Origin of the sequence: Pseudomonas sp. EggHat1, from assembly GCF_014892995.1 — a bacterium.
Taxonomy (GTDB): domain Bacteria; phylum Pseudomonadota; class Gammaproteobacteria; order Pseudomonadales; family Pseudomonadaceae; genus Aquipseudomonas; species Aquipseudomonas chaetocerotis.
On the sequence record NZ_JACKQK010000018.1, the window covers coordinates 1 to 20499 of the forward strand.

Consider the following 20499-nt stretch of genomic DNA (forward strand, 5'->3'; position numbering starts at 1 on the left):
CGATTGAACGCTTGGCCCCCGCTGCGCGAACTACAGAATGGCCAGGGCGGAAAAGTCCAAAAACAGGCCGGATATACGAATGCAACCGCGCTGACGACAGGTGCAAAAGCAAAGCTTTGCTCACTACTTGTGTGGAGAGTCCATATACAGTTGTTAGAGAAAATCCACGGAAATTATTTGTTCCCTAGAAATTGGCGTACCTTCAGAGTCAAAGCAAGTGTTGGCGAACGAGATAAATTCTTCTTTTCTTACAATGCACCAGCAGTACAGAAGGGCGGGGGCAAGCAAGTTCAAGCTTGTGTACTTATTGGATTTGAATTTCACAATGCATTTTTCTAATTTTGAGGTCACGGTGTCATAGATGCAGTGGCCAAACTGCTCTCGGTAACCGTTGCAAATGTCCTCAATTATTTCAGGTACTTCGAGGTAGTCGTGATTGCAGATTTTCTCTGAGTTAAAAGCAGCTTCACGCACGAGCATTGCATAAGGCCCGTGATGAATGCTATTTCCTGTTTTCAATCCAAACTGAAAATCTCTAACCCCATTTGTTTGCATTATTGCTAGGTTTGCTTTCTGCTCAGGGTCTTCTAATAGTGAGTTGAGCATTTTCCAGACCCTGCCTAAGATCTGCCCTAGCGGCAAAATACCTTCTGAAAAATTAGAGCTCCTGGCCGTTCTTGTGAGGTGGAACCAAGCAACTTCCTCCAGCTGCAATTTAGGTTGCCCGAATTCGCTCTCAAATAGTTCGCGCAGATAGTCGTCACAGTTGCTATAAATAGTGCTGCTTTCATATGCGGCATCAAGATCAATACCAGACAAGAATTGTTCTGCTGCACTTCGCTCTATGCCGTAGACGTGACAAACACTATTAATTGTTGACTCGTATGTTCCGCAGTCTAGGGTGACCATGACGTTTCTCTAACGTTTGGTTAAGGGGCCGGCTTTAGCCGGTCCCGAGTGAGCGAAGCGAACGACTTGAACCACTAGTTAGACCTCATTTGCATAGCTCTTCAATTTGCTTTTTGAAAAGTGCAAGCATATCCGCTCCGGAGGTCTTCGTGATTTTCATTTTTACCCCTGCTGCCTGATGTGCTCGAAGCAATGAAAGCAACCATTCGCGATATAAATAAGCAGAGTGAAGCGCCCAAGTTATATTCGGCGGTTCTTGCTCAATAATGGTGTGCTGAAAGTGAGCCAGTCGGTGGTTTCTAAAATCAACCATTCTTTTATAATATTCGTTCCACTCGCCATCTGAGATGTTCAGGTAGTCGATGATCATTGCTTTGTCGAATGGTTTGAGTTGTGACTGTTTGGGTACAGGCAGTGCGGCGGCTAGCTTTTTCCAGTGGGTTTCCTGAGAGTTCGTTCCGAAAATTGTATTCCAAGACATAATTGCATCGGAATAACACATATCCATGATGCTTAACCAAGCATCTTTCTTGTTAGGGACTTGGTGAATATGGTCGGCATATACGCAGGCCCTAATACAGTCGTGTACCAAACCGAACTGGACCTCGATGGGGTCTATTGCGATTTTATTCATGAGGCCTAACTATAAATAGACACCAAATGGTGCATAACCTGCGGGCGATTTTGGTGGATAACCTTCCTTGCCATCGTTCGACTCCCTGTCTAGGCTGGTGCCTTCCGGGTCAGGACGACCATTTTGGAAGGTTATGCACCATGGATGATAAGCCTCGTTTACTCGATCAGATGCGTGATCGAATTCGCCTCAAACACTACTCCATCCGGACTGAACGCGTCTATTGCGAGTGGGTGAAGCGTTTTATCCGCTTTCACCGCTACAGGCATCCTCAGGATATGGGCGCTGCCGAGATTGAGGCCTTTCTCACCGATCTTGCCGTGCGGCGAAATGCATCGGCATCTACTCAAAATCAGGCATTGGCGGCCTTGTTGTTTCTTTACAAGGAAGTATTGGCGCTCGATTTGCCGTGGTTAGCCGATATTGTCCGGGCGAAGAAGCCGCAGCGATTGCCAGTGGTATTGACTGTCGATGAGGTGCGCCAGGTGCTGGAGCGGCTGGATGGTGAGGTTTGGCTCCTGTGTAGCCTGCTCTATGGCACAGGGATGCGTTTGATGGAGGCAGTGCGTTTGCGCATCAAGGATGTGGATTTTTCCCGGCACGAAATTCTCATTCGTGACGGCAAAGGCATGAAGGATCGCGTCACCATGCTGCCGCAGCGCTTGGAGCAGGCACTGCGAAATCACCTTGCAGTAGTGAAGGCTCTGCACCTGGCGGAGTTGGCGAAAGGGCGTGGCGATGTATGGTTGCCTTTTGCCCTGGCGCGCAAATATCCCAATGCACCTCGTGAGCTGGGCTGGCAGTACGTCTTTCCGGCTGCCGGGCTTTCGGTCGACCCGCGTTCCGGGGCCGTACGGCGTCATCATCTGGACGAGAAGCGTGTGTAGCGCAACCTCAAGCGCGCTGCCAGGGAGGCAGGTATCGTAAGGCCCATTTCACCGCATACCCTGCGCCATTGTTTCGCGACTCATTTGCTGGAAGCTGGCCAGGACATTCGTACGGTGCAGGAGTTGCCCGGCCACTCGGACGTGAAAACCACCATGATCTACACCCATGTGCTCAACCGAGGTGGTCTGGCGGTGTTGAGCCCTCTGGATCGCTGAGCACATATTCCATTTACTACTTGTTTCGGACTGCTGACTGAACTTTTTGATTTTGCTACGGTCTTGCCCTCGTCCGGGCGTGTGCTTTTGTTCGCGTCCGGCGTTCTTGCGGCCTGCGCTTTAGCGATGGTTTCGCTGAGCGCAGTGCCCTTCGCGACGGTGAGAGGCCATGATCGATATAAGAAACCTGACCAAGCGTTTTGCGCAGCACACGGCAGTCGATGACTTGTCGTTCCAGGTCCAGCCAGGGGAAGTGCTGGGCTTTCTCGGCCCCAACGGGGCCGGCAAATCCACCACCATGAAGATGCTCACCGGCTTTCTCGCGCCGACTTCCGGCACGGCGAGCATTCTCGGTTGCGATATCCAGACTCAGACGCTCAAGGCCCAGCGGCAGATCGGTTATCTGCCGGAAGGCGCGCCGTGTTATGGCGATATGACGGTGCGCGGCTTTCTTGAATTTATTGCCGAGGTACGCGGTTTTCGTGGCGCCGAGAAGAAATTGCGCGTGCAGCGCGCGATGGAGCAGGTGGAGCTGGAAAAGGTGCTGGAGCAGAGCATCGAGACGTTGTCCAAGGGCTTCAAGCGCCGCGTCGGCCTGGCCCAGGCGATCCTGCATGACCCGCGCGTGCTGATTCTCGATGAGCCCACCGACGGCCTCGACCCCAACCAGAAACATCAGGTGCGCCAGCTCATTCAGGGGCTGGCCCGCGACAAGATCGTGATCATTTCCACCCACATCCTCGAAGAGGTCACGGCGCTGTGTACCCGTGCGGTGGTGATCGCCCAGGGCCGCTTGCTGGCCGATGGCACGCCGCTGGAGCTGGAAAGCCGTTCGCGCTACCACCAGGCGGTGACGCTGGTGGCCGATGAGGCGCTGGATCAGGCTGCCCTCGCGGCGCTGCCAGGCGTCGCCGGCGTCGAGGAGAACGCCCGCGAGCACAGCCTGAGCGTGCTGGCGCAGCCAGGCGAGGTGATCTTCCCGCAGGTCAATGCGCTGATTGCCGAGCGCGGCTGGAAGGTGCGCGAACTCAATGTGGAACGCGGTCGGCTCGATGAAGTGTTCCGCACACTGACCCGGGGAGAGCAGCCATGACCCAGTTGCCCGTGATCTTCAAGCGCGAGCTGGCGAGCTACTTCGCCACGCCGCTGGCCTATGTGTTCATCGTCATCTTCCTGGTGCTGTCCGGGGTGTTCACCTTCTACCTGGGCGGCTTCTTCGAGGGCGGTCAGGCCAATCTTTCCGCCTTCTTCAACTTCCACCCGTGGCTCTATCTGTTCCTGGTGCCGGCCATCGCCATGCGCCTGTGGGCGGAGGAGCGCAAGTCCGGCTCCATCGAGCTGCTGATGACCTTGCCGATTACCCGCTTCGAGGCGGTCACCGGCAAGTTCCTGGCGGCCTGGGTGTTCGCCGGCCTCGCGTTGTTGCTGACTTTCCCGATGATCATCACGGTCAACTACCTGGGCGAGCCGGACAACGGCGCCATCATCACCGGCTACATCGGCAGCTGGCTGCTGGCCGGTGCCTATCTGGCCATCGGCTCGTGCATGTCGGCGCTGAGCAAGAACCAGGTGATCGCCTTCATTCTCGCGGTCAGCGCCTGCTTCCTGTTCATCGTCAGCGGCTTTCCCATGGTGCTCGACGCCTTCGCCTGGGCGCCGCAGTGGCTGGTGGACGCCATCGCCTCGCTGAGCTTCCTGGTGCGCTTCGATGCCATCAGCAAGGGCGTGATCGATCTGCGCGACCTGCTGTATTTCCTCTCGCTGATCGCCGCCTGGCTGACCGCCACCGCCGTGGTCATCGACCTGAAGAAAGCCGACTGAAGGAATGCGCCCATGAAAAAGCTGATCTATTCCGGCGCCGGGTTGCTGCTGATCGCGGTGGCCTTTTTCGCCTTCAACCTGCTGGCCGGCCTGGGCCTGGGCGGTGCACGCCTGGACCTGACCGAGCAGAAGCTCTACACCATCTCCGGTGGCACCCAGCAGATCCTTGGTGAGCTGAACGAGCCGATCGACCTGTACTTCTTCTACTCGGACAAGGTGGCCAAGAACCTGCCGGCGCTGCGCACCTACGCCCAGCGTGTGGAGGAGATGCTCAAGGCCTACCAGGCCCAGGCGAATGGCAAGATACGCCTGCACATCATCGACCCCGAGCCGTTCTCCGAGGACGAGGATAAGGCGGCCGAATTCGGCCTGCAGGGCATCCCGCTGCAGCAGGGCGGCGACTCGATCTACTTCGGCCTGGCCGGTAGCAACGGCCAGGACGACACCCAGGTGATCCCGTTCTTCGCCCTGGATCAGGAGGAGCACCTGGAATACGAGCTGAGCCGCCTGGTGCAGACCCTGGCCAAGCCGGAGCTGCCGGTGGTTGGCGTGCTCTCCGGGCTGCCGATGACGGGCGGTTTCGACATGATGGTGCGGCAGCCGACGCCACCGTGGATGGTGCTGGAGCAGGTGCGCCAGTTGTTCCAAATCGAGCAGCTCAAGAGTGACGTCGACCTGATCCCCGAGAACGTCTCGGTGCTGTGGCTGGTGCATCCGAAGAACCTGCCCGAGCAGACCCTGTATGCCATCGATCAGTTCGTGCTGCGCGGCGGTAAGTTGATGGTGTTCGTCGATCCTTACGCCGAGGCCGATACGGGTGATATGCCGGGCGAAATGGCACCGGACAGGGCCTCGAACATCGAGCCGCTGTTCAAGGCCTGGGGCTTGCGCCTGGTGCCGGACAAGGTGCTCGGTGACGGTTCCTATGCCATGTCGGTCAACCGTGGTCAGGGTCAGCGTCCGGTTCGTCACGCTGCCTGGCTGAGCTTGCCGCGCAAGGAGCTGGATCAGACCGATATCGCCACGGCCGGGCTGGAGAGCGTCACCGTTGCCACGGCTGGCATTCTCGAACCGGTGGAGGGGGCGAAGACGCGCTTTACCCCGCTGATGCAGAGCTCCGAGTACGCCATGCCCTTTGACGCGCAACGCTTCGCCATGCTCAGCAACCCCGAGGAGCTGATCCGCGAGCTGGAGCCGACCGGCGAGCGCTACGCTATCGCCGCCCGCATCGACGGCCCGGCGCAGAGCGCCTTCCCCGATGGCATCGAGGGGCGCAAGGACGGGCTCAAGCAGGCCGACAACATCAACGTCATCGCCGTGGCCGATACCGACATCTTGAGCGACCGCATGTGGGTGCAGGTGCAGGACTTCTTCGGTCAGCGCATGCCGCAACCCTGGGCTGACAACGGCAGCTTCACCATCAACGCGCTGGACAACCTGAGCGGTTCCGAGGCGCTGATCAGCGTGCGTTCGCGTGGTCGCTTCAGCCGTCCGTTCGTGGTGGTCGAGGAGTTGCAGCGAGCCGCCGAACAACGCTTTCGCGACAAGGAGCAGGCATTGCAGGCGCGCCTGGCCGAGACCGAGCAGCAACTGGCGGCGCTGCAGCAAAGCGACGATCCAAACCTGGAGCTGACGCCGGAGCAGCAGGGCGCGTTGCAGCGCTTCATCCAGCAGAAGCTGGAGATTCGCAAGGAGCTGCGCGACGTGCGTTATCAGCTCAATGCCGATATCGAGGCGCTGGGCCGGGCGCTGAAGATCATCAACATCGCCCTGGTGCCCGCGCTGCTGACCCTTGGCGTGTTGGCGCTGTGGCTGTGGCGGCGCCGCCGCCGCGCTTGATGTTCACCTGTGGGAGTAGGGTGGATCACGCTTCACCGATCCACCGTTGTGGTGGATGTAAAGAGCGACATCCACCCTTGGGCATTCTCAACCGTGCGCGCAGTGAGCGGGCATATCGACTGGCGCCTGATCAGGTGCAGCGGCTGGCGAAGAAGTTGCGCGATCTGTTAGCAAAAAGCTCATAAAACAAGCTGTAACCCGCGTATCTTCTGGGTTCATGGCGGTTTTGAAAAAGTGCTTTTCAGTCACAATCCATGCTTTATACTCGGCCTTCGGCTGCAGCAAGAACGCGAATCGCTTGACCTGCTCCATGCTCGATTGCCGGGGGTGGCGAACGCTGAGAAGAACGTTTTTACCGAGCCGTCAAAGCGCCTTCGGGACAATAAAAACATAGCGAGTTTGGAGAAGTTGGTAATGGCAGATCGTGAGACGGGAACCGTCAAATGGTTCAATGATTCCAAGGGTTACGGGTTCATTCAGCGCGAAAGCGGCCCGGACGTATTCGTTCACTACCGCGCCATTCGCGGCGACGGCCACCGCACCCTGGTCGAAGGCCAGAAGGTCGAGTTCGGTGTGACCCAGGGCCAGAAGGGCCTGCAGGCGGAAGACGTCTCTGCGGTCTGAGCTCCAACTCGAAATACAACAAGGCCCGTCGATGACGGGCCTTGTTGTTTGTGGTGTACGGTGGTTCGCGAAAGCATGGGCCAGCGCAGACGTGTAGCTCGGATGAAATCCGGGAAATGCGCTGGCCCCCGGATTTCATCCGGGCTACGGGCTGTCGGTTCAAAAATTCGCAGCGCGAGACTTACCCTCTCCCATAAATGGGAGAGGGTCATCAGATGGCCGCTCAGCGGCCGCTTTTATTCAGTACGCCAGACGATCTCGGTTTCACCATCGGCATCGACCTTGATCCAGCGGTCGGCTTCTTCATCGCTTTCATCTTCCACCCAGGTGCCGGGTGCGCAACGCACCTGCACGCCGAGTGCGGCATGGGCAGCACGGGCGCAGGCGAGGTCGTCGGCCCAGGGGGTGGCATCGCTTTCCAGGTACAGGCTGTGCCATTTGCCCACGGCTTTCGGCAGCCAGGTTACCGGCACGTCGCCGGCCTGGCACTTGAAGGTCTGGCCCTTTTGCTGCCAGTCGCTGCACGGGCCAAGGGCTTCACCCAGCCATTGCGCCACGGCATCGCGTTCGGCGTCTTTCAGGTAGATCTCGATATCGGGTTGGCGCATGGCTTCTGATCCTGAGGGCTGGTGCTCTAAGTTTTGATGATCCAATCGTAGCGGATGGCAACGGTAACTTCGAAGGGCGCGGCGATCACCGCTTCACGGCGTTCGGCGCTGGCACGCCAGCCGTGTGGCGTCATGGCCAGCAGGTCGGCGCGAGCCTGGGCATCGCTCAGGTGCAGCGCAAACTCGAGGGTTTCGCTATGGGCCAGGTGCATGCCGGGCGGAATCAACGCCAGGTGCTTCTTGTCGTCATAGTCACGCACTTCGTCGTAGAGCTTTTGCCGCAGTTCCATCAGGTGCACGCGGGTTGGGCCCATGCGCAGCAAGCCGCCGCCGGGTGCGAGCAGACGTTTGGCTTCGCTCCAGTCCAGCGGGCTGAAAACGCTGGCCAGCAGCTCGCAACTGGCATCGGCCAACGGTACGCGGGCCATGCTTGCCACCAGCCAGCTGATGTTTGGAGTACGTTTGCACGCGCGCTTGACCGCCTCACGGGAGATGTCGAGGGCGTAGCCGTCGGCAGCGGGCAGGGCGCGGGCGATCTGTTCGGTGTAGTAACCCTCGCCGCAGCCGATATCCAGCCAGCGCGCCGGCTTGTACTCGGCTGCCAGTGCGGCCAGGCGTGCGGCCAGCGGCGCGTAGTGGCCACCGTCGAGAAAGCGCCGGCGGGCCTCGACCATGGCGGCGTTGTCGCCGGGGTCGCGACTGTTCTTGTGTTGCACCGGCAGCAGGTTGAAGTAGCCCTGGCGCGCGCGGTCGAAGCTGTGCCGGTTTTCGCAGGCCAGCCCGTTGCCGCTGGGCATCAGCGGCGCTTGGCAGATGGGGCAGATCAGCATGGGTGTGCAAGTCGCGTAGCGACTTCCTCCTTGAGTCCTTCTCCCCCTGGGAGAAGGTGGCGCGCAGCGCCGGATGAGGGCAATGGGCGGATCAAGTTGGGAGGACGCCGGGCATCGGACGTGACCCACCCATCATGCCAGCAACTTCACCATGGTCTGGTAGTAAACCTCGGTGAGCAGGTCCAGATCGCTGGCCAGCACGCGCTCGTTGATCTGATGGATGGTGGCGTTGACCGGGCCGAGCTCGACCACCTGGGTACCCAGGGTGGCGATGAAGCGGCCGTCGGAGGTGCCGCCGCTGGTGGACGGCGTGGTCTCGCGACCGGTGACGTTCTTGATGCTGGCGGCCACGGCGTCCAGCAATTCGCCCGGCTGGGTGAGGAAGGGCAGGCCGGACAGCGCCCATTCCAGGTGATAGTCCAGGCCGTGCTTGTCGAGGATGGTGGTGACGCGCTGCTGCAGTTCCTCGACGGTGGATTCGGTGGAGAAGCGGAAGTTGAACACCGCTTTCAGCTCGCCGGGGATGACGTTGGTCGCGCCAGTGCCGGAGTTGAGGTTGGACACCTGGAAGCTGGTCGGCGGGAAGTAGTCGTTGCCGTGATCCCAGTGCTCGGCGGCCAGCTCGGCCAGCGCCGGGGCGGCCAGGTGAATCGGGTTCTTCGCCAGGTGCGGGTAGGCGACATGGCCCTGCTTGCCGTACACGGTCAGGGTGCAACCGAGGGAGCCACGACGGCCGTTCTTCACCACGTCACCGAGCAGGGTGGTGCTCGACGGCTCGCCGACGATGCACCAGTCCAGGCGCTCGTTGCGCTCGCGCAGGCGTTCGACCACCGCCTTGGTGCCGTGCTGGGCCGGGCCTTCTTCGTCGCTGGTGATGAGGAAGGTGATGGCGCCCTTGTGGTTCGGGTGGTCGGCGACGAAGCGCTCCACCGCGATGATCATGCTCGCCAGGCTGCCCTTCATGTCGGCCGCGCCACGGCCGCAGAGCATGCCGTCTTCATCGATACGCACGTCGAACGGTTGGTACTGCCAGGCATCCAGTGGGCCGGTGGGCACCACATCGGTGTGGCCGGCGAAGCACAGCACCGGGCCGTCACCACCGCGCTTGGCCCAGAAGTTCTCCACCTCTTCGATGCGCATGGGCTCGACCTCGAAGCCGCAGGCGGCCAGACGGCGCATCATCAGCTCCTGGCAACCTTCGTCGACCGGGGTCACGGACGGGCGGCGGATCAGGTCGAAGGCGAGTTCCAGGGTCGGGGTGAGTGTGGCGGTCATTGCGGCTCCGGTGCGGCGGCTAGCGTGAAGGCCGGCCATATTACCGTGAAAGTCGCGCAGCGACGCCATCCTTGATGCCCTTCTCCCAGCGGGAGAAGGTGGCGCGAAGCGCCGGATGAGGTAGGGCCGTCGGGGGCCGGCGCGGCAAGCGCGTTAAAGCAAAGGTCGTTACCGATCAGGTCATAAGGCGCGTGGCGCGGTGCATTCGCGGTCAATGCGACTGGCTATGACAGACCGACGGCTGACCTGTGCGCCGGGCTTGGGTGGGCAGGGTGGTATCCCTATAATGCGCGGCTTGGTTCGGGGGGGGGTGTAATGGGTACTGACGATCAGCGATTCGGCGGCATAGCCCGGCTTTACGGCCAGGAGGGCTATCAACGACTGGCGGCGGCGCACGTGGCGGTGGTCGGTATCGGCGGCGTGGGCTCATGGGCGGCCGAGGCGCTGGCACGTTCGGGGGTCGGCGAGATTTCCCTGTTCGACCTGGACGACGTCTGCATCACCAACACCAATCGTCAGGTGCATGCTGTCGAAGGCGCGGTGGGCAAGGCCAAGGTTGACGAGATGGCGGCGCGCATCCGCGCCATCAATCCGGCCTGCGTGGTGCACGCGGTGGCGGATTTCGTCACCCGCGAAACCATGGCCGAGTACATCACCGAGCAGCTCGACGGGGTGATCGACTGCATCGACAGCGTGCCCGCCAAGGCGGCGCTGATCGCCTGGTGCAAGCGGCGCAAGATCCAGATCGTCACCACCGGCGGCGCGGGTGGGCAGGTCGATCCGACGCAGATTCAGATCACCGACCTGAACAAGACCTTCAACGACCCGCTGGCGGCCAAGGTGCGCAGCATGTTGCGCCGCGACTATGGCTTTTCGCGTACGCCGGGGCGCACCTACAGCGTGCCCTGCGTGTTTTCCACCGAGCAATTGCGCTATCCCAAGCCGGACGGCACGGTTTGTCAGGCCAAGGGTTTCGTGGGTGAGGGTGTGAAGCTGGACTGCGCTGGCGGTTTCGGCGCGGTGATGATGGTCACCGCCAGCTTCGGCATGGCCGCTGCGGCCAAGCTGGTAGACAAACTGGTAGCCGGCGCCCGTCGTCCGGCAGAGCGCCAATCGACAACTTGAGAAACGCCCGGGCGCGGCGTTTGACTATGCTGGGCGAAGGGAGAGGTTGCAGTAGCCGACAGGGAGACGTCGAACATGACCGTATCAGAGGTGATTTGTGTCGTACCTGTTTTGTAGCGTCGCACTGAGAAGACGCTGGGCACGGATGCTCGCCTCCCTGATGCTGCCTGTTTTGCTGGTAGCCCTGGAGCCCGTTCAGGCCGAGGCGCGAAAGCTGCGTATCGGTACCGGCGACTGGGCGCCTTATGTCGATCAGGAGCGCAGTGATGGTGGCGCTCTGGCGCGACTGATCAGCGCAGTGTTCGCTGAAGCGGGTTACCAGGTCGAATTCATCTTCCATCCCTGGGACCGCAACGTATTGATGCTGCAGCAGGGCCAGTTGCACGCGATCATGCCCTATAGCTGCAGCCCCAGTCGGCTCAATTACGGCATTTGTAGCGACCCGCTGGTACGCGGAGAGATCGTCCTGTTCCATCGTCGCGATCAGACGTTCGACTGGACCTCGGTCGAGGACTTGCTGAAGTATCACATCGGCACGACGCTGGGTTACTCCTACGGCCCGGCGTTCGACGAGGCATTGCAGGCCGGCCGCTTGAGCGTCGAGCAAAATGGCAAGGAGGACACCAGCTTTCGTCTTCTGGAGTTAGGCCGCATCGACCTGCATCCTCAGGACCGTGCTGTTGGCTATGCGATGTTGAGTCGTTTGTTTCCGGAAGATGGCGGTAATATCGTGCATCATCCGCGTCAGTTGAATACCGAGCCGCTGCGCTTGCTATTTCGCAAGGACGATCCTCAGAGCGTCAAGCTGCTGCGCGTGTTCAATGCCAGGCTGCGTGACTTTGCCCGGCGTGGTGACCTGCAGCGTTTACAGCAGGCGCTTAATTCCGGTAACGCCGATGACTGGAAGCCCAGTACCTCGGCCCATGCCGTGCGGAACTGAACCGCACCTACCTCCTCCTCCAAGAGTTTTCTGCATGCTCAATAACGATGTACTGCGCAGCCTGCGCTACCTGCTGGATGTCAGCGATGGCAAGCTGGAAGAGCTTTGCCGGTTGGCGGACTATCCCGTCGAGCCGGGTCTGATCCCGGCCTGTCTGCTGCGTGAGGACGAACCCGGTTATCGATCCTGCAGCGATGTGCTGCTGGCGCACGTGCTCGAAGGCCTGGTGTTCTACAAGCGTGGCAAGGACGATAGCCGGCCGCGCCTGGCGGTGGAAAAACGCCTGAGTAACAACCTGATCCTGAAGAAGCTGCGCGTGGCCTTCGAGCTGCGTGACGACGATATCCAGGTGATTCTGCAATTGGCTGACCTGCCGATGACCAAGACCGAGCTCAGTGCCCTGTTCCGCGCGCCGGGTCACAAGCATTTTCGCGAGTGCGGCGACCAGATCCTGCGCAATTTTCTGCGCGGGCTGACGCTACGCGAGCGGGGCTGAACCCCCGCTGCACATTGCCTGGGGATGTTCTGAAAAAGCAGTGTTCGTCACTCCCGCGAATGCGGGATACCAGGAAATCCGCAGGTCCTGGATTCCCGCCTGCGCGGGGATGACGGCTTTTTCAGAGATTCCCTAGATGATTTCGGAGGTTGGCCGCTGCCGGCGGCGCGGGACCAGCAATATGCCCAGGGCCACTCCCAGAAAACTGGTCAACAGATCCCCTGCGATGGCGCCTGCGCTTTCCCAGCCAGTCTCAGGCAATAGGCAGTCGTAGCTGACGCTGGTGAGCGCAGCGGATTGCACGGGTTGCTGATCCAGCGGTTGTCCCAGGTTGTACTGGGGTATGGCAGCCCACTCGTCATGGATACGCTGCGTTTCTTCTGGGCTGCATAGATTGCTGTAAAAACTGATGCTGCCAAGAGCTATCAAGCCGAACGCGACCAAGCCGCTGCTGACGAGGCGCCGATTCGGAGCGATCAGCGCCAGGCAAATCCCGGCAAGCAGTCCGGACAAGAGCAGGATCAAGATGAAGGGATGCATCGGCAGCACCTCGTAGAGGGCATCCGGCAGAAATGCCAGTATTCCTCCAAGCAACTGTGGGCCGAAGTAAACCAAGGCGATGCTGAGCAGGGCGGCTAGCCCTACGCGGATAAAGACAGGCATGACTCGCTCCATGAGTTCGGGGGGAGGCGAGCATACATCATCGACGCCGGGCGAGGCGGAACCTGCTTCTAGCTTTCTTGCGCCAGCTCGCGCATACGCTGCAGCACCGCATTGAGACCATTGCTGCGTGACGGCGAGAGCTGCCGTTGCAGGCCCAACTGGTTGAACCAGTCGACCAGGTCGAGCGCTGCCAGTTTGTCACCGCTAAGCCCATCGACCCGGGCCAGCAATACGGCAAGCAAGCCGCGCAGTAGACGAGCTTCGCTGCCAGCGCGGAAATGCCAGATGCCATCCTGGTTTTCTGCCACCAGCCAGACCAGGCTCTCGCAGCCATGCACGCGGTGCTCATCGACGCGTTCGGCATCACTCAATGGCTCCAGACGCTCGCCCCATTGCATCAGCAGGCGCGCGCGCTGCTCCCAGCCGGGGCAGGCGCTGAAGGCGCCGAGCGCTTGTTGGGCGGCAGGCGGCAGGTTCATCTTGAAATGCTCCCTGTGCCCGCAGGAGTGGCTGGGCGGCATTGTGCTTCAGCCGCGAATGACAATGATGCCGGGCATTTCGTGGCTGAAGCCGTCCCTACGACGAACCATTGGCCGCGCTTCATCGCAGCAGCTCCAGGGCGTTATCCAGGGCGCTGAAGAATCGACGCAGATCCTCGCTGTCGTTGTACAGGCCGAGCGAGACGCGGATGGCACCACTCAGGCCGAGACCTTTCATCAGTGGCATGGCGCAGTGATGCCCGGCGCGCACGGCGATACCCTGTTCGCTCAGCAAGTGGGCCAGGTCGGCGTTGTGCACGGTCTCGACGCAGAAACTGGCCAGGGCCAACTGCGGCGCGCCCAGCAGGCGAACACCGTCACGCGCTTGCAGGCCGGCCAGCAGTTCGGCATGCAGAGCCGCTTCATGCTGACTCACGGCCAGGTGATCCTGGCTGCCCAACCAATCCAGTGCAGCGCCCAGGGCGATGACCGCTGAAACCGCTGGTGTGCCGGCCTCGAAACCCAGTGGTGCAGGGCGAAAGCGCGCCTCGTGGTAGCCGGCATCGAGCACCATCTCGCCGCCGAATTGCCAGTGCTGCAGTTGGCCCAGCGCTTCGCGGCGCCCATAAAGCAGGCCGACGCCATCCGGGCCGTAGAGCTTGTGCGACGAACACACGTAGAAGTCGCAGCCCAGCGCCTGCATGTCATGACGACCATGCACCGCGCCCTGGGCGCCGTCGACCACGCTGAGTGCGCCTTGCGTGCGAGCCAGGCTCAGCAGCTCGCTCAGCGGTTGCCAGCACCCGAGTACGTTGGACAGCTGCGAAACCGCCAGCAAGCGGGTACGCGGGCCGATCAGGCGAGCCGCTTGCTGCAGATCGATGCTGCCGGTGTTATCCAGCGGCAATACCAGCAGCTCGAGATTGCGCCGCTTGGCCAGTTGCTGCCAGGGCAGCAGATTGGCGTGGTGCTCCAGCGCGCTGACGACGATTTGCTCGCCAGGCTGCAGCAAATGCTCCAGGCCATAGGCAAGCAGGTTCAGTGATTCGGTCGTGCCGCGGGTAAAGATGATCTCCTCGGCGCTGGCCGCGTTCAGCCACTGCGCCGCCTTGCTGCGTGTCGCCTCGAAGGCGCGGGTGGCACGTTCGCCCGGCAGGTGCTGGGCACGGTGCACATTGGCCACGCCGCTGCTCAGATAGGCGAGCAGAGCGTCCAGCACCGCCTGCGGTTTCTGCGCAGTGGCGGCGCTGTCCAGATAGGTCTGGCCTTCGGCTTCGAGGGCGAGAATGCCGGGGAAGTCGGCGCGCCAGAGGGAGATCAGTGACATGGATGCTTCCAGAGATCATCTGGCAGTTAAAAGTTGGGTTTAACGTGTCGCGAGCGACGGCCAGACAAGGCGCAATAAGGCGAGGACGCCGAGTTTACTGGTGTAAATGAGCGTCCGAGCCTTATTGCAACGCAGTATGGGCTAGCGCAGCAGCGTTAAACCAACTTTTTCAGTTGTGGGCGTGCAGGGCTTCGTTCAGCTCAATAGCCGACTTGTGGGTCTTGCACTCCACGGCGCCGGTCAGCGAGTTGCGACGGAACAGCAGATCCGGCTGACCCGCCAGGTCGCGCGCCTTGACCACCTTGACCAGGGCGTTGCCTTCGTCGAGCAGGTTCACCTTGGTGCCGGCGGTGATGTAGAGGCCGGCTTCGACGGTGTTGCGGTCGCCCAGCGGGATGCCGATACCGGCGTTGGCACCGATCAGGCAGCCTTCGCCGACGCTGATGATGATGTTGCCGCCGCCGGACAGAGTGCCCATGGTCGAGCAGCCGCCGCCCAGGTCGGAACCCTTGCCGACGAATACGCCAGCGGAAACGCGGCCTTCGATCATGCCCGGGCCTTCGGTGCCGCCGTTGAAGTTGACGAAACCTTCGTGCATCACGGTGGTGCCTTCACCGATGTAGGCGCCCAGGCGCACGCGGGCGCTGTCGGCGATACGCACGCCGGCCGGCACCACGTAGTCGGTCATTTTCGGGAACTTGTCCACCGAGAACACTTCCAGCAGCTCGCCCTTCAGGCGGGCTTCCAGCTGGCGCTCGGCCAACTCGGCGAGGTCGACGGCGCCCTGGCTGGTCCAGGCCACGTTGGGCAGCAGCGGGAAGATACCGGCCAGGCTCAGACCATGAGGCTTGACCAGGCGGTGCGACAGCAGATGCAGCTTGAGGTAGGCCTCCGGGGTGCTGGTCAGCGCGGCATCTTCAGCCAGGAAGGTGGCGACCAGCGGATTGTGGCTTTCGGCCAGGCGGGTCAGCAGCGCCGCTTGAGCGGCGTCCACGCCTTTCAGCGCTTCGGCCAGGTCAGCGGCCTGTGTGCTGGTAAAGGCGATGGCCTGGTTGCCGCCCTGGTAGCCGAGCTTCTCGGCGGCCTTGGCCACCAGCTCGCTGGCCGGGTTGAGCAGCGGCTGGGCGTAGAAGACTTCCAGCCAGTTGCCCTGGCGGTTCTGGGTGCCAACACCAAAGGCGATGCTGTAAAGGGAGGTGCTCATTAGATGGGGTTCCTTGCAACGAAATCGTGTGAGGTTGATCAGGCCAGCGCGGCTTGGTAGTTATCCGGCTTGAAGCCGACCAGGGTCTTGTCGCCCAGGTCGAGTACCGGGCGCTTGATCATCGAGGGTTGGGCCAGCATCAGTTCGATGGCCTTGGCCTGATCGAGATCGGCTTTATGCGCGTCATCCAGCTTGCGGAAGGTGGTGCCGGCGCGGTTCAGGACGGTCTGCCAGCCATGCTCGTTGCACCACTTTTCCAGGTTTGCACGGTCGATTCCGACGCTCTTGTAGTCGTGAAAGGCATAGTCGACCTGGTGTTCATCGAGCCAGGTTCTGGCCTTTTTCATGGTGTCACAGGCCTTGATGCCATACAGGACGTAACTCATTGATCTTCCTCTGATGAGTGGCGTGCCGGAAGGTCCGGGAAATACGGCGGGCCATTATGCCACGTCGCGTCCTGACGTGGCGGCGGCAGTCGCTGCGATGTGTTACAGGGCCGCAGCCAGCGGCGATAACAGATACGCGTAGCCCGGATGCAATCCGGGAAGCCGTATGCCGGCTATCCCCGGATTGCATCCGGGCTACGGGGTCGAAAGCTCGCGGCTAAAGCCTCTCCTGCAAGCCAAGTAGCTGTGGGAGGGGCTTTAGCCGCGACAGTTGAAGTGGCTCAGGCGTTGCGAATGAAGCGGGCGATGCGCTCGGCGGCCTCGATGCACTCGGCCAGTGGCGCCACCAGCGCCATGCGCACGCGGCCGGCGCCCGGGTTGACGCCGTTCACTTCACGCGACAGGTACGAGCCAGGCACCACGGTAACGTGCTCGGTGGCGAACAGGTCGCGGGTGAACAGGGTGTCGTCACCCGGGGTACGTGCCCACAGGTAGAAGCCGCCATCCGGGCGCTGCACGTCCATCACCGGGGCGAGGATGTCCAGCACGGCAGCGAACTTCTCGCGGTACATGTCGCGGTTGGCGCGTACATGCGCTTCGTCATTCCAGGCGGCAACGCTGGCCAGCTGGGTTTGTACCGGCATGGCGCAGCCGTGGTAGGTGCGGTACAGCAAGAAGTGCTTGAGGATGCTGGCGTCGCCGGCGACGAAGCCCGAGCGCAGACCCGGCAGGTTGGAGCGCTTGGACAGGCTATGGAACACCACGCAACGGGCGAAATCGCTACGGCCCAGTTCGGCGCAGGCGCTGAGCAGGCCGGGCGGTGGTGCGTCCTCATCGAAATACAGTTCGCTGTAGCACTCGTCGGCGGCGATGACGAAGTCATGCTCGTCGGCCAGGGCGATCAGCTTCTTCAGCGTCTGCAACGGGATCAGTGCGCCGGTGGGGTTGCCTGGCGAGCAGAGGAACAGGATCTGACAGCGCTTCCAGATCTCGGCCGGCACGGCATCGAAGTCCGGATTGAAGCCATGGGCTTCCAGACACGGCAGGTAGTGCGGCTCGGCGCCGGCGAGGAACGCTGCGCCTTCGTAGATCTGATAGAAGGGGTTGGGGCTGACCACCAGGCCCTTGGCGTTGCGGTCGACCACCGCCTGGGTGAAGGCGAACAGGGCTTCGCGCGTGCCATTGACCGGCAGCACATGGCGCGCGGCATCCAGCCAGCCGGTCGGTACGCCGAAGCGGCGTTCGCACCAGCTGGCAATGCTCTGGCGCAGTTCCGGCAGGCCTATCGTGGTCGGGTAGACAGCGAGCTTGTCGAGATTGGCGGTCAGCGCCTGGCCGACGAACTCGGGCGAGCGATGCTTGGGTTCACCGATGGACAGGGCAATCGGGCGCTTGTCGGCGGCCGGCTGCACGCTGCCGAGCAGTTCGCGCAGTTTCTCGAAAGGGTAGGGCTGGAGCTGGTCGAGGGCTGGATTCATCGTTATCTCGCGTACTTCGGAAAACGGGGCGGCGCAATCATATGTTGATCTGCAGGGTTTGCGGCTGAGCGCTGGGCTCGGACAGGCGGCGGACGATGGTTTCCTGCAGGCGCGCGCAGAGTTCGGGGTCGGACAGCGGCTGGTTGTTGGCGTCGGTGACGAAGAATACGTCCTCGACGCGCTCGCCGAGGGTGGCGATCTTGGCGTTCTGCAGCGACAGGTCGTATTCGAGGAAGATTCGCCCGATCCGCGCCAACAGTCCGGGCCGGTCCGGTGCGGTCAGTTCGAGGATGGTCACCGGGCGCTGCGCGTCGTTGTGGATGGTCACCTGCGGCGCGAAGGCGAAGTGCTTGAGCTGGCGCGGTACGCGGCGCTGGATGATGGTCGGATAGTCGTCCGGGTTCTTCAGCGCTTCGATCAGGCCTTCGCGAATCTGCTGGATGCGTGCCGGGTTGTTGCCGATCGAGCCGCCGTCGGCATCCAGCACCACGTAGGTATCGAGGGTGAACTGGCTGGTGGAGGTGATGATCCGTGCGTCGTGAATGTTCAGGTTGAGCTGGCTCATCGCGGCCACGGTCACGGCGAAGAAGTCATGCTGGTCCGGTGCGTAGATGAAGATCTGCGTGCCGCCCTCGAACTCGCGCTGGGTGGTTTCCTTCATCAGCACCAGCGGGCCGCCATCGTTGGGGTGCTGAAGAATGGCATCGGTATGCCAGGCCACGTCGGTGGCGGTGTGGCGAAGGAAGTAGTCGTCGCCGAGCTGGCTCCACAGTTGTTCGGCATCGTCCGGGTCGGTGCCGCCCCGTACCAGGGTGTCCAGGGCCGCGCTCTGGGTCTGGCGAATCTGCTCTTCACGATCCAGCGGGTTTTCCAGGCCACGGCGCAGGGCGCGCTTGGTCTCGGTGTAGAGCTGGCGCAGCAGGCTGGCGCGCCAGGAATTCCAAAGGCTGGGGTTGGTGGCGTTGATGTCGGCCACAGTCAGCACGTAGAGGTAGTCCAGGTGGGTCTGGTCGCCGACGAACTGGGCGAAATCGTGAATCACCTGTGGGTCGGAAAGGTCCTTGCGCTGGGCGGTGGTGGACATCACCAGGTGGTGCTGCACCAGCCAGACGATCAGTGCGCTGTCCCAGGCTGGCAGGTGATGACGGCGGGCGAAGGCTTCGGCGTCCACCGCGCCCAGTTCCGAGTGATCGCCACCGCGGCCCTTGCCGATGTCGTGATACAGGCCGGCGAGGTAGATCAGCTCCGACTTGGGCAACTTGTCGATCAGCTTGCTGGCCAGCGGGAATTTCTCCGCCAGCTCCGGCCAGCGGAACTTGCGCAGGTGTTTGATCAGGTTGAGCGTGTGCGCGTCGACCGTGTAGATGTGGAACAGGTCGTGCTGCATTTGCCCGACGATATGGCCGAACTCCGGCAGGTAACGGCCGAGGATGCCGTAGCGGTTCATCCGGCGCAGGTTGCGGTGAATGCCTTCCTTGCACTTGAACAGTTCGATGAACAGGCTGGTGTTGCGGATGTCCTTGCGGAACTCGTCATCGATCAGGTGGCGGCTGTCGCGCAACAGGCGGATGCTGTCGGCGCGTACACCTTTGATTTCCGGGTGCTGCGCCATCAGCACGAAAATCTCGATGATGGCGAAGGGCGTGCGCTTGAACACGTTCGGGTGGGTGACTTCGATGTAGCCGTCGCGCACCTGGAAACGGCTGTTCAGCGGCGTGGCCTGGCCGCTTTCGCCGGCGCGCAGGATGACTTCCTCGAAGTGCTGGTTGATCAGGTCCGACAGCTCGGAAATCCCCATCACCACGCGGTAGTACTTCTGCATGAAGTGTTCGATGCTGCGTTTGCCGTCGCCGTCCTGATAGCCGAACAGGGCGGCGATCTTCACCTGGTAATCGAACAGCAGGCGGTCCTCGGCGCGCCCGGCCAGCATGTGCAGGGCGTAGCGCACCTTCCACAGGAACTCCTGGCTGGAGGAGAGCAGGGCGTATTCGCTTTCCAGCAGGAAGCCGTGACTGACCAGGGCCTGCAGATTGAGCGTGCCGAACTGTCGGCGCGCCACCCAGAGCACGGTCTGGATATCGCGCAGGCCGCCGGGCGAGCCCTTGACGTTGGGTTCGAGGTTGTACTCGGTGTCGTTGTACTTGGCATGACGCGCTCTGCGTTCGTCGCGCTTGGCCAGGTAGAAGTGTTTGCTCGGCCACATCTGATCGGTGCTGGTCACCTGCTGCATGCGCTGGCGCAGGTGTTCGGGGCCGGCGATGGTGCGGCTTTCCATCAGGTTGGTGATCACCGTCAGGTCGGCGCGCGCCTCTTCGGCGCATTCGTCGACCGAGCGCACGCTCTGGCCGACTTCCAGGCCGATATCCCAGAGCAGGGTGAGAAAGCCTTCGATGGGCTCGCGGAAGATTTCGTGATCGCTGCTGTCGAGCAGGATCAGCAGGTCGATATCGGAATAGGGATGCAGCTCACCGCGGCCGTAGCCGCCAACGGCGAGCAGGGCGATGTCGGCATCTTCACTCCAGGTGAAGCGTTTCCAGGCTTCCTGCAGGATCTGATCGACGAACCAGGCGCGGTCTTCGACCAGGCGGCGAATGTCGCGACCGGCTCGAAAGCGCGCATCCAGCACGTCATGCGCGCCGCGGATGGCCTTCTTGAATGCAGCGATGGGGCTGGATTTCAGGGCCAGCTCGGCCTGGAACTGACCACGGTCAAACAGTTCGGGGTCCATCTGCGGCATGCAGTTGCCTTCCTTATATAG

General features: G+C 61.6%; 20 protein-coding genes and 1 pseudogene. 8 read left to right on the plus strand and 13 right to left on the minus strand.

Annotation, left to right across the window (positions count from 1 at the left end; all coding sequences use genetic code 11):
* Nucleotides 1–153: 153 nt before the first annotated feature.
* A complete protein-coding gene (locus tag INS93_RS22090) occupies nucleotides 154–909 on the minus strand; it encodes a hypothetical protein (RefSeq protein ID WP_192985543.1) in 756 nt (251 codons plus the stop codon).
* 85 nt (nucleotides 910–994) lie between these two features.
* Complete coding sequence (locus tag INS93_RS22095; RefSeq protein WP_192985544.1) at nucleotides 995–1543, minus strand: hypothetical protein; 549 nt, start codon at nucleotides 1541–1543, stop codon at nucleotides 995–997.
* 140 nt (nucleotides 1544–1683) lie between these two features.
* On the opposite strand from INS93_RS22095, the pseudogene INS93_RS22100 reads away from it, so the two are divergent.
* The 4 genes and pseudogenes from INS93_RS22100 (at nucleotide 1684) to INS93_RS22115 (ending at nucleotide 6306) form a co-directional block, all read left to right on the plus strand.
* Nucleotides 1684–2646 (plus strand): annotated as a pseudogene (locus INS93_RS22100) (integron integrase).
* A gap of 169 nt (nucleotides 2647–2815) precedes the next feature.
* A complete protein-coding gene (locus INS93_RS22105; RefSeq protein WP_192985545.1) occupies nucleotides 2816–3739 on the plus strand; it encodes an ABC transporter ATP-binding protein in 924 nt (307 codons plus the stop codon).
* Entirely contained in the window at nucleotides 3736–4467 is a 732-nt protein-coding gene (locus tag INS93_RS22110; RefSeq protein ID WP_192985546.1) for an ABC transporter permease subunit, read from the plus strand. The genes INS93_RS22105 and INS93_RS22110 overlap by 4 nt, the downstream gene beginning before the upstream one ends.
* Before the next feature lie 12 nt (nucleotides 4468–4479).
* Complete coding sequence (locus INS93_RS22115; RefSeq protein WP_192985547.1) at nucleotides 4480–6306, plus strand: Gldg family protein; 1827 nt, start codon at nucleotides 4480–4482, stop codon at nucleotides 6304–6306.
* Between the two features lie 87 nt (nucleotides 6307–6393).
* Here INS93_RS22115 and INS93_RS22120 read toward each other — a convergent pair whose 3' ends face one another.
* Nucleotides 6394–6618: a hypothetical protein gene (locus INS93_RS22120; protein ID WP_192985548.1), complete on the minus strand. Its 225-nt coding sequence runs from the start codon at nucleotides 6616–6618 to the stop codon at nucleotides 6394–6396.
* A gap of 102 nt (nucleotides 6619–6720) precedes the next feature.
* Between INS93_RS22120 and INS93_RS22125 the strand changes: the two genes are divergently transcribed.
* Nucleotides 6721–6930, plus strand: coding sequence for a cold-shock protein (locus INS93_RS22125; protein WP_004423973.1), 210 nt, complete (start codon nucleotides 6721–6723; stop codon nucleotides 6928–6930).
* Nucleotides 6931–7166: 236 nt separating this feature from the next.
* On the opposite strand, the gene INS93_RS22130 is transcribed toward INS93_RS22125, so the two are convergent.
* The 3 genes from INS93_RS22130 to dapE form a co-directional block, all read right to left on the minus strand.
* On the minus strand, nucleotides 7167–7538 hold the full coding sequence (locus INS93_RS22130; protein WP_160019660.1) for a hypothetical protein: 372 nt from the start codon (nucleotides 7536–7538) through the stop codon (nucleotides 7167–7169).
* 26 nt (nucleotides 7539–7564) lie between these two features.
* Nucleotides 7565–8368 carry a putative RNA methyltransferase gene (locus INS93_RS22135; RefSeq protein WP_192985549.1) on the minus strand — a complete coding sequence of 268 codons (804 nt, stop codon included), beginning with the start codon at nucleotides 8366–8368 and terminating at the stop codon, nucleotides 7565–7567.
* 132 nt (nucleotides 8369–8500) lie between these two features.
* Nucleotides 8501–9643 (minus strand): succinyl-diaminopimelate desuccinylase, encoded by a 1143-nt coding sequence (gene dapE, locus INS93_RS22140; protein ID WP_192985550.1) that lies wholly within the window; start codon nucleotides 9641–9643, stop codon nucleotides 8501–8503.
* Nucleotides 9644–9958: 315 nt separating this feature from the next.
* On the opposite strand from dapE, the gene tcdA reads away from it, so the two are divergent.
* From tcdA to INS93_RS22155, 3 genes are all read left to right on the plus strand, one after another.
* A complete protein-coding gene (gene tcdA, locus INS93_RS22145; protein WP_192985551.1) occupies nucleotides 9959–10768 on the plus strand; it encodes a tRNA cyclic N6-threonylcarbamoyladenosine(37) synthase TcdA in 810 nt (269 codons plus the stop codon).
* Nucleotides 10769–10928: 160 nt separating this feature from the next.
* Nucleotides 10929–11708, plus strand: a complete 780-nt coding sequence (locus INS93_RS22150; protein WP_226945675.1) for a substrate-binding periplasmic protein — start codon at nucleotides 10929–10931, stop codon at nucleotides 11706–11708.
* Between the two features lie 34 nt (nucleotides 11709–11742).
* Nucleotides 11743–12204 carry a DUF1456 family protein gene (locus tag INS93_RS22155; protein ID WP_192985553.1) on the plus strand — a complete coding sequence of 154 codons (462 nt, stop codon included), beginning with the start codon at nucleotides 11743–11745 and terminating at the stop codon, nucleotides 12202–12204.
* A gap of 132 nt (nucleotides 12205–12336) precedes the next feature.
* Here the strand turns inward: INS93_RS22155 and INS93_RS22160 are convergent, their stop codons facing one another.
* From INS93_RS22160 to INS93_RS22190, 7 genes are all read right to left on the minus strand, one after another.
* Nucleotides 12337–12867, minus strand: a complete 531-nt coding sequence (locus INS93_RS22160) for a hypothetical protein (RefSeq protein WP_192985554.1) — start codon at nucleotides 12865–12867, stop codon at nucleotides 12337–12339.
* A gap of 68 nt (nucleotides 12868–12935) precedes the next feature.
* Complete coding sequence (locus tag INS93_RS22165; protein WP_192985555.1) at nucleotides 12936–13346, minus strand: SufE family protein; 411 nt, start codon at nucleotides 13344–13346, stop codon at nucleotides 12936–12938.
* A gap of 121 nt (nucleotides 13347–13467) precedes the next feature.
* A complete protein-coding gene (locus INS93_RS22170) occupies nucleotides 13468–14673 on the minus strand; it encodes an aminotransferase class V-fold PLP-dependent enzyme (protein ID WP_192985556.1) in 1206 nt (401 codons plus the stop codon).
* Between the two features lie 169 nt (nucleotides 14674–14842).
* Entirely contained in the window at nucleotides 14843–15877 is a 1035-nt protein-coding gene (dapD, locus tag INS93_RS22175) for a 2,3,4,5-tetrahydropyridine-2,6-dicarboxylate N-succinyltransferase (RefSeq protein WP_160019651.1), read from the minus strand.
* A 38-nt stretch (nucleotides 15878–15915) separates the two neighbouring features.
* Nucleotides 15916–16263, minus strand: a complete 348-nt coding sequence (locus tag INS93_RS22180) for an ArsC family reductase (RefSeq protein ID WP_192985557.1) — start codon at nucleotides 16261–16263, stop codon at nucleotides 15916–15918.
* A 281-nt stretch (nucleotides 16264–16544) separates the two neighbouring features.
* Nucleotides 16545–17741 carry a succinyldiaminopimelate transaminase gene (gene dapC / locus INS93_RS22185; RefSeq protein ID WP_192985558.1) on the minus strand — a complete coding sequence of 399 codons (1197 nt, stop codon included), beginning with the start codon at nucleotides 17739–17741 and terminating at the stop codon, nucleotides 16545–16547.
* A gap of 37 nt (nucleotides 17742–17778) precedes the next feature.
* Nucleotides 17779–20478 (minus strand): [protein-PII] uridylyltransferase, encoded by a 2700-nt coding sequence (locus INS93_RS22190; RefSeq protein WP_192985559.1) that lies wholly within the window; start codon nucleotides 20476–20478, stop codon nucleotides 17779–17781.
* Between the last annotated feature and the right edge of the window lie 21 nt (nucleotides 20479–20499).